The organism is Streptomyces sp. NPDC046215 (assembly GCF_040646215.1).
GTDB lineage: Bacteria > Actinomycetota > Actinomycetes > Streptomycetales > Streptomycetaceae > Streptomyces > Streptomyces stramineus.
Genome location: NZ_JBEYZW010000018.1, coordinates 67,320 through 83,632, shown reverse-complemented (window position 1 = coordinate 83,632; position 16,313 = coordinate 67,320). Strand labels below are relative to the sequence as shown.

Annotated in this window: 12 protein-coding genes and 1 tRNA gene; 11 read left to right on the top strand and 2 right to left on the bottom strand. The window is 73.6% G+C overall.

Annotation, left to right across the window (positions count from 1 at the left end; genetic code table 11):
- The first annotated feature begins 90 nt into the window (after window positions 1-90).
- The 10 genes from ABZ951_RS11105 (at window position 91) to mycP (ending at window position 14,203) form a co-directional block, all read left to right on the top strand.
- A complete protein-coding gene (locus ABZ951_RS11105) occupies window positions 91-1,386 on the top strand; it encodes an extracellular solute-binding protein (RefSeq protein ID WP_344097240.1) in 1,296 nt (431 codons plus the stop codon).
- A gap of 4 nt (window positions 1,387-1,390) precedes the next feature.
- Window positions 1,391-2,341: a sugar ABC transporter permease gene (locus ABZ951_RS11100; RefSeq protein ID WP_344097242.1), complete on the top strand. Its 951-nt coding sequence runs from the start codon at window positions 1,391-1,393 to the stop codon at window positions 2,339-2,341.
- Complete coding sequence (locus tag ABZ951_RS11095) at window positions 2,338-3,207, top strand: carbohydrate ABC transporter permease (protein WP_344097245.1); 870 nt, start codon at window positions 2,338-2,340, stop codon at window positions 3,205-3,207. Before ABZ951_RS11100 ends, ABZ951_RS11095 begins: the two co-directional genes overlap by 4 nt.
- A gap of 4 nt (window positions 3,208-3,211) precedes the next feature.
- The gene (locus tag ABZ951_RS11090; protein WP_344097247.1) at window positions 3,212-4,858 is read left to right on the top strand and encodes a beta-N-acetylhexosaminidase; all 1,647 of its coding nucleotides are present in this window, start codon (window positions 3,212-3,214) and stop codon (window positions 4,856-4,858) included.
- Window positions 4,859-5,153: 295 nt separating this feature from the next.
- Window positions 5,154-6,047, top strand: a complete 894-nt coding sequence (locus tag ABZ951_RS11085; RefSeq protein WP_344097249.1) for an FAD binding domain-containing protein — start codon at window positions 5,154-5,156, stop codon at window positions 6,045-6,047.
- The gene (locus ABZ951_RS11080; RefSeq protein WP_361279668.1) at window positions 6,044-8,443 is read left to right on the top strand and encodes a 2Fe-2S iron-sulfur cluster-binding protein; all 2,400 of its coding nucleotides are present in this window, start codon (window positions 6,044-6,046) and stop codon (window positions 8,441-8,443) included. Before ABZ951_RS11085 ends, ABZ951_RS11080 begins: the two co-directional genes overlap by 4 nt.
- A gap of 23 nt (window positions 8,444-8,466) precedes the next feature.
- Complete coding sequence (locus ABZ951_RS11075) at window positions 8,467-10,803, top strand: molybdopterin cofactor-binding domain-containing protein (RefSeq protein ID WP_344095801.1); 2,337 nt, start codon at window positions 8,467-8,469, stop codon at window positions 10,801-10,803.
- Between the two features lie 104 nt (window positions 10,804-10,907).
- Window positions 10,908-11,375 (top strand): hypothetical protein, encoded by a 468-nt coding sequence (locus ABZ951_RS11070; RefSeq protein WP_344095797.1) that lies wholly within the window; start codon window positions 10,908-10,910, stop codon window positions 11,373-11,375.
- 18 nt (window positions 11,376-11,393) lie between these two features.
- Complete coding sequence (locus ABZ951_RS11065) at window positions 11,394-12,968, top strand: hypothetical protein (protein ID WP_344095795.1); 1,575 nt, start codon at window positions 11,394-11,396, stop codon at window positions 12,966-12,968.
- Between the two features lie 29 nt (window positions 12,969-12,997).
- A complete protein-coding gene (gene mycP, locus ABZ951_RS11060; protein WP_344095793.1) occupies window positions 12,998-14,203 on the top strand; it encodes a type VII secretion-associated serine protease mycosin in 1,206 nt (401 codons plus the stop codon).
- A 59-nt stretch (window positions 14,204-14,262) separates the two neighbouring features.
- Here mycP and ABZ951_RS11055 read toward each other — a convergent pair.
- Window positions 14,263-14,334 (bottom strand) — tRNA-Cys (locus ABZ951_RS11055).
- Between the two features lie 88 nt (window positions 14,335-14,422).
- The gene (locus tag ABZ951_RS11050) at window positions 14,423-15,295 is read right to left on the bottom strand and encodes an alpha/beta hydrolase (RefSeq protein ID WP_344095791.1); all 873 of its coding nucleotides are present in this window, start codon (window positions 15,293-15,295) and stop codon (window positions 14,423-14,425) included.
- A gap of 87 nt (window positions 15,296-15,382) precedes the next feature.
- Between ABZ951_RS11050 and ABZ951_RS11045 the strand changes: the two genes are divergently transcribed.
- Window positions 15,383-16,288, top strand: coding sequence for a LysR family transcriptional regulator (locus ABZ951_RS11045; RefSeq protein WP_344095789.1), 906 nt, complete (start codon window positions 15,383-15,385; stop codon window positions 16,286-16,288).
- Window positions 16,289-16,313: the final 25 nt, after the last annotated feature.

The following is a 16,313-nucleotide window of genomic DNA, read 5'->3' as shown; positions in this document are numbered from 1 at the left end:
CCGCCGCCCGGCCGTAGCCTCCTGCCAGTTGTGCAAAGCGAAACGCTCATTGCGTATGTTGCAACGCTCAATCGGGAGGGGACCACCCCCATGACCCTGTCCGCCCGCATGGCCGCCCTCTTACTGGCCGGGCTCACCGCCCTCACCGCCTGCGCTCCCTCGACCTCCGACAACAGCGCCAGGAGCGACGACCGCAGCGGGAAGCTGCGGATCTGGCTCTTCCGCGAGGTCGACAACAAACCCAAGGCGGCCGTCGTCGACCGGGCCGTCGCCGCGTTCACCCGGAACCACCGGGGCGTCACGGTGGACGTCACCTACATCCCCGTCGACACCCGTGCCCAGCGGATCAAGGCCGCCTTCAACGACCCGAAGAGCGCCCCGGACCTCATCGAGTACGGCAACACCGACACCGCCGGCTATGTGAAGGACGGCGGCCTCGCCGACGTCACGGCCGACTTCGCGGCGTGGCCCGACGCCAAGGACACCGACCCGGTCGCCCGGCGCTCGGTCACCGTGGACGGGAAGGTCTACGGGGCACCGCTGTTCGTGGGCGTCCGGGCGCTGTACTACCGCACCGACGTCTTCAAGGAGCTCGGCCTGCGGCCCCCGCGCACCCTGGCCGAGCTGGCCGCCACGGCCCGGCACATCCGCAAGGAGCGCCCGCAGCTCTACGGGCTCGCGGTCGGAGGCGCGTACACCTACGGCGCCCTGCCCTTCCTCTGGGCCCACGGCGGCGCACTGGCGGAGAAAAAGGGCAGGACGTACGCCTCCGGGCTCACCGGCGAGGCGGCGAAGAAGGGCATCGCGGCCTACACCGCCCTCTTCGGTGACGACAACTGCCCGGCGAGCACCTGCGCGCAGCTGGGCGGCAACGCCACGGTCGAAGCGTTCGCGGCGGGCAAGGCCGCCATGGCCATCGGCGGTGACTTCAGCCACCGGGCCGTCGAGAGCGGCAAGGTCAAGGGCTCCTACGCGGTCGTGCCGCTCCCCGGGGTGGAGGAAGGGGACATCGCCCCGGCCTTCGCGGGCGGGAACAACCTCGGCGTCCTCAAGAGCAGCTCCCACCGCACCCTCGCCGTGGACCTGATGAAGACCCTCGGCGGCAAGCGCGCCCAGGCCGAGTTCTTCGACGCCATGGGGTTCCTGCCCACCTACACCGACGTCCGGCGGGACGCGGCGCGCGAGCAGCCCTTCGTCGAACCGTTCGTGCGGACCCTCGCGGCCGGTGCCCGGTCCGTGCCCGCCACGCCCGCCTGGGCGGCCATCGACGCCGCCCAGGTGCTGCCGACCCTCTTCCAGGAGGTCGTGAGCGGCCGCAGGAGCGTCGACGCGGCGGCCGCGAGCGCGGCCCGGAAGATGAACGACGCCTTCGCGGCGGCGGGCTGAACCGATGGCCTCTTCACCGCACCCCGCCACGGCCGCCCCCGCGCGGCGCACGCGTCCCGCCCGGCACGGCGGCTGGACCCCCTGGCTGTACCTCGCCCCCGCGCTCGTCGTCCTCGGCGGGCTGCTCGTCTACCCCGTCTACCAGCTCGGCCTCATCTCCTTCCTGGAGTACACCCAAGCGCAGGTCAGCGGCGGCGAACCCACGTCCTTCCAGGGGTTCGCCAACTACACGGAGCTCTTCCGCGACGGACAGTTCCGGGAGGTCCTCGCGGCGACGGTCGTCTTCGCCGCGGCCTGTGTCCTGGCGACCCTGGCCGTCGGCTGCGCGCTGGCCGTCCTGCTGACGCGCGTCCGGGCCGTGCCGCGCCTGGCGCTGACGGTCGCCGCGCTCGGCGCCTGGGCGACGCCCGCGGTCACCGGCTCCACGGTGTGGCTCTTCCTCTTCGACCCCGACTTCGGCCCGGTCGACAAGGTGCTGGCGTGGGCCGGGCTGTCCGGCTTCGCCGGCCACTCCTGGACCTACGACCGCTACAGCGCCTTCGCGCTCGTCCTCCTCGAAGTCGTCTGGTGCTCATTCCCCTTCGTCATGGTGACCGTCTACGCCGGGATCCGGGCCATTCCCGGCGAGGTCCTGGAGGCGGCGGCCCTCGACGGCGCCTCGCAGTGGCGGATCTGGCGCGGTGTCATGGCGCCGATGCTCCGGCCGATCCTGGTCGTCGTCACCATCCAGTCGGTCATCTGGGACTTCAAGGTGTTCACGCAGATCTATGTGATGACCAACGGCGGCGGCGTCGCCGGGCAGAACCTCACGCTCAACGTCTACGCCTACCAGAAGGCGTTCGCCTCCTCGCAGTACAGCCTCGGCTCGGCCATCGGCGTGGTCATGCTGCTGATCCTGCTGGCCGTCACCCTCGGCTACCTGAGGCTGCTGAAGCGTCAGGGGGAGGAAATATGACCGGCATCCGCACCCGTGCCCGCGTCCGCAGGCCGTGGCGGCTCGCCGCCGAGGCCGCGGCCCTGCTCGTCGCCGCCGTGGTGGCCTTCCCGCTCTACTGGATGGTCCTCTCCGCCTTCCGGCCGGCGGGCGAGGTGCAGTCGGCCAGGCCGCGCCCCTGGACCCTGCACCCCTCGCTCGACGCCTTCCGGCGCGTCCTCGGCCAGCAGGACTTCGGGCGGTACTTCCTCAACAGCCTCCTCGTCGCGGCCGTCGTGGTCGTCGCCTCCGCGCTCGTGGCCTTCCTCGCGGCCGTCGCCGTGACCCGCTTCCGCTTCCGGTTCCGCACGACGCTGCTCGTCATGTTCCTGGTGGCGCAGATGGTGCCCGTCGAGGCCCTGACCATCCCGCTGTTCTTCCTGATGCGCGACCTCGGCGACACCGTGCCCGGCGTCGGCCTCAACACCCTCGGCTCGCTGATCCTGCCGCACCTCGCCTTCTCCCTCCCCTTCGCGATCTGGATGCTGCGCGGCTTCGTCAAGGCCGTGCCGGAATCCCTGGAGGAGGCCGCGTACCTCGACGGGGCCAGCCGCACCCGCTTCCTGTGGCAGATCCTCTTCCCGCTCGTCCTCCCCGGCCTGGTGGCGACGAGCGTCTTCTCCTTCATCTCGACCTGGAACGACTTCCTGTTCGCGAAGTCCTTCATCATCAGCGCCACCGAGAACTCGACGCTGCCGATGGCGCTCCTCGTCTTCTTCAAGGACGAGGGCAACGACTGGGGAGGCATCATGGCCGCGTCGACCCTCATGACCCTCCCGGTGCTCGTCTTCTTCGTCCTCGTCCAGCGGAGGCTCGTCTCGGGCCTCGGCGGAGCGGTAAAGGAGTAACGCCATGAGTGACTTCCGCACGGACCTGATCCCGGCGCCGCGCCGCACCGGCCAGGCACCGCCCGGCGCGGGCCGCACGCTCGACGAACACACCACCCTGGACGCGGGCCCCGGCACCGAGGGCGTCGCCCGCTGGCTGCGCGCCACCGTCGGCGCGGCCACCGGCCTGCCGCTGCACCCCCACCACGGCACCGGCGGTAACCCCGTCGAACTGCGCGTCCTCCCCGCGCTGGGGGAGAAGCACGGCCCCGAGGCGTACCGGGTGCACGTCGACGACCGCCGCGTCAGCGTGCAGGGCGCGAGCGCGGCCGGGGTGTTCTGGGGCGCGCAGACCCTCCGTCAGCTGCTCGGCCCGGCCGCCTTCCGCCGGGCGCCCGTCACCGGCGGGCGCGCGTGGGAGCTGCCCGCGACCACCGTCGAGGACGCGCCCCGCTTCGCCTGGCGCGGCGTCCTCCTCGACGTGGCCCGCCACTTCCTGCCCAAGGACGGCGTCCTGCGCTACGTGGACCTGCTCGCCGCCCACAAGCTCAACGTCCTCCACCTGCACCTGACGGACGACCAGGGCTGGCGCGTGGAGATCCGCGCCTTCCCCAGGCTGACCGAGGTCGGGGCGTGGCGCGCCCGCACCAAACACGGGCACCGGGCCTCCCCGCTGTGGGACGAGCGGCCGCACGGCGGCTACTACACGCGCGACGACATCCGCGAGATCGTGGCGTACGCCGCCGAGCGGCACATCACCGTCGTCCCGGAGATCGACCTTCCCGGCCACGCGCAGGCCGCCATCGCCGCGTACCCCGAACTGGGCAACACCGACGTCGTCGACACCGCCTCGCTCACCGTCTGGGACACCTGGGGCGTCAATCCGAACGTCCTCGCCCCCACCGACCACACCCTCGCCTTCTACGAGCAGGTGCTCACCGAAGTCCTCGACCTCTTCCCCTCGCGCTACGTCCACATCGGCGGCGACGAGTGCCCCAAGGACCAGTGGAAGGCGTCCCCGGCCGCGCAGGCCCGCATCGCGGCCGAGGGCCTCGCCGGGGAGGACGAGCTGCAGAGCTGGTTCATCCGCCACTTCGACCGGTGGCTGGCCGCGCGCGGCCGGCGCCTCGTCGGCTGGGACGAGATCCTGGAGGGCGGCCTGGCCGAGGGCGCGACCGTCTCCTCCTGGCGCGGCTACGCGGGCGGCATCGCCGCCGCCCGGGCCGGCCACGACGTCGTCATGTGCCCCGAGCAGCAGGTCTACCTCGACCACCGGCAGGCCGCCGGGGCCGACGAGCCCGTGCCCATCGGCTACGTCCGCACCCTGGAGGACGTCTACCGCTTCGAGCCCGTCCCCCCGGAGCTCACCGGGGCCGAGGCCGCCCGCGTCATCGGGACGCAGGCCAACCTCTGGTCCGAGGTGACGGAGACCCAGCAGCGCGTCGACTACCAGGCGTTCCCCCGCCTGGCCGCCTTCGCCGAGGTCGCCTGGTCCGCCCTGCCCGCCCCCGAAGACCGCGACTACCAGGACTTCTCCCGCCGAATGACCGCCCACTACGCCCGGCTTGACGCCCTCGGCGTCGACTACCGCCCGCCCGCCGGACCCCACCCCTGGCAGCGCCGCCCCGGGGTCCTCGGACGCCCGATCGAGGGGCCGCCCCCGATCGTGTGAGGCCCGGCCGAGCTGCGCGCCGTCAGGACGCCTCCCTGACACGGTGGTCGTTCACACAACGCCGTAAGCCGCGCAAGGACTACCGAACAATGGCAATCCGCACACAGCGGCGACTCTGCGGGAGAATCGGACCATTCGCCATGCCGGGGACGGACCGGCGGTTCGCGGACCCTCGCGACGGCGGACTCGGAAGATGTGCCAGAGTTGCCACGTCCGGGCCGACAGCACGTACCGTACGGCGGGATCAGGCGGAACAGCCGGACCACCGGGACCTTCCGGGGAAGGGGCAGCTGGGTTGACCACGCACGCACCGCAGGCGGCGCACACGGTGACGTTGCCGGGCTCGCTCGACGAGGCCGTGGCGGCGCTGGCCGCCATGCCCGCCGCCGTGCCCGTGGCGGGCGGCACCGATCTGATGGCGGCCGTCAACTCCGGGCTGCTGCGGCCCGCCGCCCTCGTCGGCCTCGGCCGCATCAACGAGATCCGCGGCTGGCAGTACCAGGACGGCCACGCCCTGCTCGGCGCCGGACTCACCCACGCCCGGATGGGCAGGCCCGACTTCGCCGCCCTCATCCCGGCGCTCGCCACCGCCGCGCGCGCCGCCGGCCCGCCCCAGATCCGCAACGCCGGCACCCTCGGCGGGAACATCGCCTCCGCCGCCCCGACCGGCGACGCGCTGCCCGTCCTCGCCGCCCTCGAAGCCACGCTCGTCATCGCGGGCCCCGGCGGCACGCGCCGCGAGGTCCCCATCGGCCACCTCCTGACCGGCTTCGACATGCTGCGGCCCGGCGAGCTGATCGGCTACGTCCGCGTGCCGCTGCTGCACGCCCCCCAGACCTTCCTCAAGGCCACCGGCCGCACGGGCCCGGGCCGGGCCGTCGCCTCCGTGGCCGTCGTCCTCGACCCGGCCCGCCGCAACGTGCGCTGCGCGGTGGGCGCCGTCGCGCCCATGCCGCTGCGCCCCCTCGACGCCGAGGGCTGGGTCGCCTCGCTCATCGACTGGGACGGCGAGCGCACGCTCGCGCCGGAGGCGTGCGCCGCGTTCGGCGACTACGTCGCCGCGGCCTGCATCCCCGACCCGGGGCCCACGCTCGACGGCGCGCCGGGCACCCTGCCGCCCGCCGCCCTGCACCTGCGTCGTACGGTGGCGACTCTGGCCCGCCGAGCACTGGGGAGGGCACTCGCGTGAGTGACGAACAGCAGGGACACGCCGGGGCCGCCGGCCAGGGCGGCTGGCAGCCGATCCCGCGTGGCGAGTACGACGAGGGCACGGCGTTCGTGCAGTTGCCGCCGGAGCTGCTCGCCCACCCGGGCGTGGCGCTGACCGGCAGCGGCACCTGGGACCCGCTGGCCGCGACCGGCGCCGGCGGCTACACCCCGCCCACGGTCGAGGCGTGGCAGCAGCCCGCCCCCGCACCGGCGGGCACCCCCGCGCCGGAGCAGTGGCCGGGGGAGTGGGGCGCCCCGGCGGCGTCCTACGAGTACGAGCCCGAGCAGCCGTCGCACGGGCAGCTCTCTCACGAGCATCCGCTGCACGGGCAGGCCTCGCACGAGCAGGCCCGGGAATCCGGCGCGGATCCGCAGGCGACGGCGGAGTGGGCCATGCCGTTCGGCTCCGCCACGCCGGCGGAGGGGGTCCCGGCGGCCGGAACGGACCAGTCCCGGCCAAGGCACAGCACGCCCGCGCACGGCACGCAGGTCTATGGGACGCCGACGCACGGCACGCCGGTCTACGGGGCGGGCCATGGAGCGTCCGGCGACGGGGGCCCGGCGCACGACGCGCGGGACTCCGCGGCGCATGGCGTGCCGTCCCAGGGCACGCCGGCGCACGGCACGCCGCTCTACGGGACTGCCCCCGAGGGCACGTCCGGCAGCTCGGCCCACGACGCGCGGGAGGCCACCGCGCACGGCACGCCGGCGCACGGCATCCCGCTCTACGGGGCTGCCCCTGAGGGCACGTCCGGCAGCTCGGCCCACGACGCGCGGGAGGCCACCGCGCACGGCACGCCGGCGCACGGCATCCCGCTCTACGGGGCTGCCCCCGAGGGCACGTCCGGCAGCTCGGCCCACGACGCGCGGGACTCCGCCGCCCACGGCATGCCGCCTCAGGGCACGCCCGCGCACGGCACGCCGCTCTACGGGTCCGCCGGTCACGGCGCGTCCGCCGACGGCGGCGGCACCCAGGCCCACGACGCGCGGGAGCCCGCCGCACACGGCACGCCCGCGCACGGCACCCCGGTCTACGGGGCCGCAGGCACGTCCGGCACCCCGCTCCACGAGGACCCGGCCGGTCAGGCCCGGGCGCACGGGCACTGGACCGTCCCGACCTCCGGTGACGGCACGCCGGACGCGTCCGGCGGATACCCCGCGCACGGCCCGGCGGACCACCACGTCCACGACGGCCTGCACATCCACACCGACCCGCACGGCCACGGCGGGCTGCACGGCATGGACCAGTGGCAGCAGCCGGCCGCCGACGCCGGCCACGCGTGGGAGCAGCCCGCCGCGGACGCCCCCCGGGCCGACGACACCGGTTCCACCGGCCAGTGGTCGATCCCCGTCATCGCGGAGGACGCGCCCGACGAGTCCGGCGAGTACACCCTGGGTGCCGCCTTCCCCGGCGCGGCCCAGGGCGTGCCCGCGGCAGACTCTCCCGCCGCCTCCGGCACCCCCGCCCCGGCCGGGCCCGTCGACGCGCGGGAGCCGTTCACCGGCCGGCAGCACCCCACGGGCGTCACCGGTACGGGCGACACCCCGGCCGACGCGTGGACACCGGCCGAGGAGCCCGCCGAGCCACCGGCGGAAGAGGACCGGGCGTACCCCCCGGGCCACCACGAGCACCAGGCCGAGCCCGCCGAACCGGCGGCCGCCCCCGAGCCGGAGCCCCGGGCCGCCGCCGAACCCCTCACCGAGCCCGCCGCCGCGGCCCCGGCCGGCGACGCCGGCGAGCCCCGGCCGGAGCCGCAACCGGAGCCCCGGCCCGACCCGCTCGGCGCGCCCCACACCGAGCACCCCTGTGCCTCGTACGTCCTGCGCGTCAACGGCACCGACCGGCCCGTCACCGACGCCTGGATCGGGGAGTCCCTCCTCTACGTCCTGCGTGAGCGCCTCGGCCTCGCCGGGGCCAAGGACGGCTGTTCCCAGGGCGAGTGCGGCGCCTGCTCCGTCCAGGTCGACGGGCGGCTCGTCGCCTCCTGCCTCGTCCCCGCCGCGACCGCCGCCGGCGCGGAGGTGCGCACGGTCGAGGGCCTCGCGACCGACGGCTGCCCCTCGGACGTCCAGCGCGCGCTCGTCGACTGCGGCGCCGTGCAGTGCGGGTTCTGCGTGCCGGGAATGGCCATGACCATGCACGACCTCCTCGAAGGCAACCACGCCCCGACCGAGCTGGAGACCCGCCAGGCCATCTGCGGCAACCTCTGCCGCTGCTCCGGCTACCGGGGGGTCCTCGACGCGGTGCGCCAGGTCGTCGAGGAGCGCGCGGAGAGCGCCGCAGCACAGGAAGAAGCGCAGCCGGACGCGGACCAGGCACGCATCCCGCACCAGGCGGGCCCGCACGGCGGCGGCAGCGGAAAGGCAACGGCATGACGGGAACGGGCGGCATGGGCGGAATGGGCACGGCCGGGACGGCCGGGAGCCACGGGGCCGCCACCGTGCCCACCCTCACCCCGCCCCCCGCGGCGGGCTCCGCCGAACCGGCACCGCACGGCCTCGGCGTCACCCTCACCCCCGCCGACGCGCCCGCCAAGACCCAGGGCGTCTACCCCTACGCCGCCGACCTGTGGGCCGAGGGGCTGCTGTGGGCGGCCGTGCTGCGCTCGCCGCACCCCCACGCCCGCATCCGCTCCGTCGACACCACCGAGGCCGCCCGCATGCCGGGCGTCCACGCCGTGATCACCCACGCCGACGTCCCCGGTGACGCCGCCCACGGCCGCCGCATCGCCGACCGGCCCGTCTTCGCCTCCGACATCGTGCGCCACCACGGCGAGCCGATCGCCGCGGTCGCCGCCGACCACCCCGACACCGCCCGCCTCGCCGCCGCCGCGATCGCCGTCGAGTACGAGGTGCTGGAGCCCGTCACCGACCCCGAACAGGCGTTCTCGGCCGAGCCGCTGCACCCCGACGGCAACCTCATCCGCCACATCCCGCTGCGCTTCGGCGACCCCGAGGCGACCGGTGACGTCGTGGTCGAGGGCCTGTACCGCATCGGCCGCCAGGACCCCGCCCCCATCGGCGCCGAGGCCGGGCTCGCCGTCCCCCGCCCCGACGGCGGCGTCGAGATCTACACCGCCTCGACCGACCCGCACGCCGACCGCGACCTGGCCGCCGCCTGCTTCGGCCTGGAGCCCGAGCGCGTGAAGGTCGTCGTCACCGGCGTGCCCGGCGCGATGGGCGACCGCGAGGACCCGGGCATGCAGCTGCCGCTGGGCCTGCTCGCCCTGCGCACCGGCCACCCCGTCAAGCTCGCCGCCACCCGCGAGGAGTCCTTCCTCAGCCACCCGCACCGCCACCCGACGCTGCTCCGCTACCGCCACCACGCGGACGCCGAGGGCAAGCTCGTCAAGGTCGAGGCGCAGATCCTGCTGGACGCCGGCGCCTACGCCGACTCCTCCTCCGAGGCCCTCGCGGCGGCCGTGTCCTTCGCCTGCGGCCCCTACGTCGTCCCGCACGCCTTCATCGAGGGCTGGGCCGTACGGACCAACAACCCCCCCTCCGGCCATGTCCGCGGCGAAGGCGCCATGCAGGTCTGCGCGGCCTACGAGGGCCAGATGGACAAGCTCGCCGCCCGGCTCGGCCTCGACCCCGCCGAACTGCGCCTGCGCAACGTCATGGCCACCGGCGACCTGCTGCCCACCGGCCAGACGGTCACCTGTCCCGCCCCCGTCGCCGAACTCCTGCGCTCCGTCCGCGACTTCCCCCTCCCGCCGCTCCCCATGAGCGACCCGGAGGAGCAGTGGCTGCTGCCCGGCGGCCTCGACGGCGCGGGGGAGCCCGGCGCCGTGCGGCGCGGCGTCGGCTACGGCCTCGGCATGGTCCACATGCTCGGCGCGGAGGGCGCGGACGAGGTGTCCACGGCCACCGTCAAGGTGACTGGCCCGGTGGCCACGGTCATCTGTGCGGCCGTCGAGACGGGGCAGGGTTTCGCGACCCTCGCCCGCCAGATCGTCCAGGAGATCCTCGGCCTCGAAGAGGTCTACGTCGCACCGGTCGACACCGACCAGCCGCCTTCCGGACCCGGCGCGCACAGCCGTCACACCTGGGTCTCCGGCGGCGCCGTGGAGCGCGCGGCCCGCATGGTGCGCACCCAGCTCCTCCAGCCGCTGGCCCACCAGTTCGGCATGTCGACCGAGCTCCTGACCATCGCCGACGGCAAGATCACGTCGTACGACGGGGTGCTGAGCACCACGGTCGCCGAGGCCCTGGCCGGCAAGGAACTCTGGGCCACCGCCCAGTGCCGCCCCCACCCGACCGAGCCCCTGGACGAGACGGGCCAGGGCGACGCGTTCGTCGGCCTCGCCTTCTGCGCCGTACGGGCGGTCGTCGACGTCGACGTCGAGCTGGGCTCGGTGCGCGTGGTGGAGATGGCCGTGGCCCAGGACGTCGGCCGCGTCCTCAACCCCGGCCAGGCCCGCACCCGCATCGAGGCGGGTATCACCCAGGGCGTGGGCGCGGCCCTCTCGGAGAACCTCCGCACCAGCGCGGGCCTCGTCCGCCGCCCGGACCTCACCGGTTACGCCCTGCCGACGTCGCTGGACACCCCGGACATCCGCATCGTGAAGCTGGTCGAGGAGCGTGACGTGGTCGCGCCCTTCGGCGCCAAGGCGATCAGCGCGGTCCCGGTCGTGACGTCCCCGGCGGCCGTGGCCGCGGCCGTCCGCGCGGCAACGGGCCGCCCCTGCAACCGCCTTCCGATCCGGCCGCAGGCGGCGGTGGCGACGGGGGCCTGAGTAGGGGTACTCAGGCGTCGTGTCACTGCCCGGCAGTAGTGTGTAGCGTGAAGTTACATCCGGGGTCGGAGTGGTGGGGGCGAAGGCAGTGAAGAGGCGCGTACGTGGCTGAGAACGCATCGGCACCGGCATCCCAGCGGGAGCGCATCAAGGCCGAACTGGCCTCGCTGAAGGTCTTTCAGGGCCGGGTCGACGAACTGCTCACCACCTTCGGCGAGTCGGAGGCGACGCCGACCCGCATCGCCGACGACCGCCTGGAACAGGCGCACCTCGGAGAGGGCTTCACGGCGGCGAAGCGCTTCTACGACGTCTACGACGGCGTGCACGCCGATCTGATGACGCTCTCTCAGCTGCTGGGCGACCAGATCGAGGCGCTGACCGTGGCGGTGCGGGACGCCCACGGCGGCTACGAGGGCACCGACGCCGACGTCCGGGACCGCATGTGGGCGATCCAGGAGAAACTGCGGCAGCACCACGACCCCCACAAGGACCGCCACGCGCAGCCGGCCCCGGTCGTACGGCGGCCCGGTGAACGCGTCAAGGCGTCCGGTGACGACCAGGGTTCTCTGTGACGAGGAGCAGGAGCACCGATGGCTGAAGCGTCCCGACCGGCGGGCACCCCGGGGTTCGCCGCGAACGACTTCCACGCGTTCCCGCACCAGCAACTGGAGCAGATGGTCGCGCGGGCGGACGTCCACCGCGTCACGGTGACGGCTCTCAAGCTGCACGAGGCGTCGACCACGATCAAGAAGATCGGCGACGACCTCATCCGGCACATGAAGCGCGTCACGTGGGACGGCCAGGGCGGCGAGGCGTTCCGCAAATGGGGCGACGACATGGGCCTGGCGACGATACGCCTGAGCGAGTACGCGGGGACGGCGGGAACGTGGCTGAACTACGCGGCGACGACCCTGGGCGGCGCGACGCGGATGCCTAAGCACTCGGCGGCGGACCAGGCGACGGTGGACGCGTACCTGAAGAACCGCCCTCTGCTGGTAGGCAAGGTCCCGTCGCCGTTCGTGACGGATGTGGACCACGGCATCAACTTGGGCGGCCCGACACAGAAGCAGGCGTACGACGCCCAGCAGCGCCTGGAGAAGAACCACGCGGCGGCGGCGGAGCTGATGAAGGCGCTGGCGGAGTCGTACCAGGAGTCGGGGGTGCAGATCGCCAAGGCGGAGCGGCCTAAGTTTCCGGTGGTGCCGGGGGAGATGATGCCGCGGCATGACGGTTGGTACTCGGATGTGGAGCACATTCAGCCTGTCGGAGCCGGGGGTGCCCAGGGGAACGGTGGGGAAGGTGAGTCCGTAGCGCTCCCCGGCGCGTCTGTGTCGCCGGGGAGCGGGCCCGGGGTGGCGTCACCCCGGGCTGAGGTGCCTGACTTGCCGGGATCTCCTTCGAGGGGTGCTGTGCAACCCTCTCCCGACCGTCACGTCGGCACGGGGATCGACAGCGGCCCGCAGCTTCCTACGGCCCCGGCCCCGGTGCCTACCGGCCCACCCAGTGGTGGTCCGGTAGGGGACACCGCACCGCCACAGCGCTATCCCGTACCGCCCCTCCCGTACCCGGGTCCCTCAGGCACAGGCCCGGTCATCGGCGGCCGCCTCCCTGGGGAGGCGCGACCGTCCGTGCCGCCCCGGCAGGGCCCGTCGAGCACGCGCCCCTCCCTGCCGCTGCCGCGCCCGCACGACCCGGGCATCGTCGGCGGGCAGCCCTTGCCCCCACGTGCGAACGGGCCCACTGCACCGGTCCCGCGGGGCACGGTCATCGGTACGGAGCAGCCGGGTCACGCGGGGAATCGGAATCCGGCCATGGGGCACGGCCCCGGTCCTGTCGGGGGCTTCGGCGGAGCGAGCCCTGCCGCGCCGCCGGCCGGCGCACGAGGCCGGACTTTCGCTTCGGAGCCCGGTGGAGTGGTGGGCGGACGGCCCGGGAGCCGTCCCGGAGCGTCGTCGGGCGGGACGTTCACGCCGGGTGGCACTGGTCTGCCGCGAGCCGGCCACCCGGTGGCCGGGGGCGGCGCGGTCGGCATGGGCCCTGTGCACGGAGCGGCAGGCGCAACTCCTCAGCGGCGGAACGGCGGACAGAGGCCCGCCTACCTCGTCGAGGACGAGGAGACATGGAGCCAGAGCAGCCGCCGGGTGGTCCCGCCGGTCATCGAGTGACCTCGCGGCTGAGGTCACGTTCGAGGGGAATGAACATGCGGGTCAGGGCAGATCGTCAGCGGACGTGGACGGTGCGGGGCGCGGGCTGGACACTCGCCTGCCTGCTGGTCGGTGTGACGGCCTCACCGTCCTACGCGGCATCGATTCGTGAACAGCAGTGGCACCTAGACGCCATGCGTGCGGACGAGATGTGGCAGGTCAGTACCGGTCAGGGCGTCACCGTGGCGGTGATCGACAGTGGCGTGGACCCGACGCTGGCGGATCTCCGTGGCCAGGTGCTGGAAGGAAAGAGTTTCTCGCATCAGGAGGGTGGGGCGCACGCTGACAACCCCGGCCACGGGACCTCGATGGCGGCGATCATCGCAGCCACAGGTAAGCGCACGGGGGGAAATGGGTCGTTCGGCCTGGCGCCCGGGGCAAAGATCCTGCCCTTGCGAGTGGCGGATTGGGAGCTGGCCAAGAATGATGTCGAAGGTTCTAAGAGTTTCTTGACGGAACTCAGTGCCGCTATCCGATACGCGGCCGATACGGATGCGAAGATCCTCAACATTTCGATGGGACAGGACAGCGAGAGCCAGGAACTCGTGGACGCTGTGCGATATGCCGTGGCGAAGGGGAAGCTGATCTTTGCCGCCGTGGGTAACCGCGGTGACAAGGACAACACGGCTCAGTATCCGTCAGCGACCGCAGGAGTAATCGGCGTAGCGGCCACCGGCCGGGATAACAAATCGACCGCCGAATCGGTGCACGGCCCCCAAGTCGACCTGGCGGCACCCGGCGACGAGATCGTCTCCGCTTGCGGAGGCGACACCGAGCTCTGCAAGACGCACGGCACGAGCGATGCCACCGCCCTCGCCTCCGCCTCAGCCGCCCTCATCTGGTCCGCGCACCCCGACTGGACCGCGAACCAGGTGACGCGCGTACTCATCAATACGGCCGGCGGCCCCCGCAGCGGCAAGGAGCGCACGGATTACATCGGCTACGGAGTCGTCCGCCCCCGCATCGCCCTGAAAGACCCGGGCGACCCGGGCCCGGCCGACGTGAATCCGCTGCCGGAACCGGGCCTGCTGGGTGCCGGTGCGCCGCAGCCTTCCGCGACCAAGGCCACGGGCGGCATGCCACCGAGGGGCAAGAATGCGGACGACGACGACACACTGATGTGGATCGGCATCGGCGGCGCAGCGACGGCGGCAGTCGTCATTCCCCTGGTCGTCATCCGCCGCCGCAGGCCTTGATCACATGGTCTCGGCCCGATGGGCATGCCGGTAGTCAAGGCGTCCCCGTCATCGCCAAGAGGCCGTGACCGGAATCGAACCGGCGTAACTCGCTTTGCAGGCGAGCCCCTCAACCACTCGGGCACACGGCCACGTTGTGCCTTCCCCCACGAACCTAGGGTCGGCCGCCCGCCGCGGCAACGGTCCCGCGTCCCCTGCCATACGACTGACACGCCGCGTTCACGCCGCCCCCGTGCGCAGGAACTGTTCCACCAGCGGGCGGAGCATCTCCGGCTCGTCCACCCAGGGGTAGTGGCCCACCTCGTGCAGCGGGCGCAGGATCGCTCCGGGGATGGACGCCGCGACGATCTCGCCCGCGCGCATGCCCGCCAGGGCGTCGCGGTCGCCCGTGACCACCAAGGTCGGGCAGCTCACCTCGCGCAGGCGCTCCAGGAGGGCCCGGCGGGCCGGTTCGTCGACGCCCTGCCAGAAGCCGGCGCGGGGGACGGGGCCCAACTGGGCGCCTTCTTCGGCCGCGTGGGCGCGCTGCGGGGCGTCCCAGCGGCCGTAGCCCATGGGGGCCGCGCGGCGGAGCAGGTCGCGGACCTCGTCCAGGCCGGTGGCCGAGGGGAGGGTGTGGACGGCCACGTAGGCGTCCGTCCACCAGTCCTCCGTGGCGCGCGCCTCGAAGATCTCCTCGGCGTCCGTGGGCAGCTCGCCCTGTAGCCGGGAGCCGGGGGTGACCAGGATCAGGTGCGACAGGTGGTGGGCGTGGGACGCCGCGTACGCCTGGGCCGTCGCGCACGCCGCGTCGTGGGCCAGGAGGGCGAAGCGGTCCACGCCCAGGTGGCGGCGGAGCGCCTCCAGGTCCTCGGCGAGGGCGGGGAAGGCGTAGCCGGCGGGGTCGGGTGCCGGCGGGGAGTCGCCGGTGCCCCGGCTGTCGGGGATGACGAGGGTGTGGTGGGCGTCCAGGCCGCCGAGGTCGCCGAGGTAGGCGGCGTCCCGCCCGGGGCCGCCGGCGAGGCAGACCAGGGGCGGGCCCGCCGAGCCGTCCCGCGCCCGTAGGACCCGGTAGGACAGTTCGGCCGAGTCGTACGAGGTGTATCGCGTCATAAGTCCACCCTGCCTGAAATGCCCGTTGATCCAAAAGCAACCCCCCGCCCTCTCTCGTCTATCCCAAATTCCGCTTATGATTCCGGGGTGTTCGACTCGCGGCACATCAAGACGTTCCACGCGGTGGTCGCGGCCGGTTCCTACTCGGCGGCCGCCCGCGCGCTGGGGTACACGCAGCCCGCGATCACCCAGCAGATGAAGGCCCTCGAACGGTCGGTGGGCACTCCGCTCTTCATCCGGGTCGGCCGCCGGATGCGGCTGACCGAGGCCGGTGAGGCGCTCGCCCGGCACGCCGAGACCATCCTCGACAGCCTCACCGCCGCCCAGCAGCAGATGAGCTCCCTCACCCGGCTCCGCGCCGGGCGGGTGCGGGTCTGCGCCTTCCCCAGCGCCAGCGCCACCCTGATACCGGAGGCACTGGCCCGCCTCGCCGCCGACCACCCGGGCGTGCGCGTGGAACTGCTGGAGGGCGAACCCCCGGAGTCGATACACCGCCTGGTGCGCGGCGAGTGCGACATCACCCTCGCCTTCACCTATCCCGGCCTGCACGAACAGATCCCGGACGAGGTGGTGGAGACGCCGCTCCTGGAGGACCAGCTGACGGTCCTGATGCCCACCGGCCACCCGCTCGCCCGCCGCCGCGCCGTCAAGCTCGCCGACCTGGCCGACGAGCGCTGGATCGCGGGCTGTCTGCGCTGCCGCACCAACTTCCTCCACGAGTGCGCCGAGCTCGGCTTCGCCCCCGACATCGCGTTCACCACGGACGACAACCTGGTGGTGCAGTCGCTGGTCGCGGAGGGGCTGGGGGTGGCCATGATGCCGGGGCTCGTCCTGTCCTTCCTGCGCCACGACAAGATCACCGGCCGGGCCCTGGACCCGGCCTCGCGCCGCCAGGTCTCGGCCTACGTGCTCCGCGAGCACCTGCGCATCCCCGCCACCGCCCTCGTCCTGGACGAGCTGAAGGCCGTTGCCGCGCGCCGCGTCGGCTGCTGACGGGCGGGGTCTCCGGCGGCGCCCC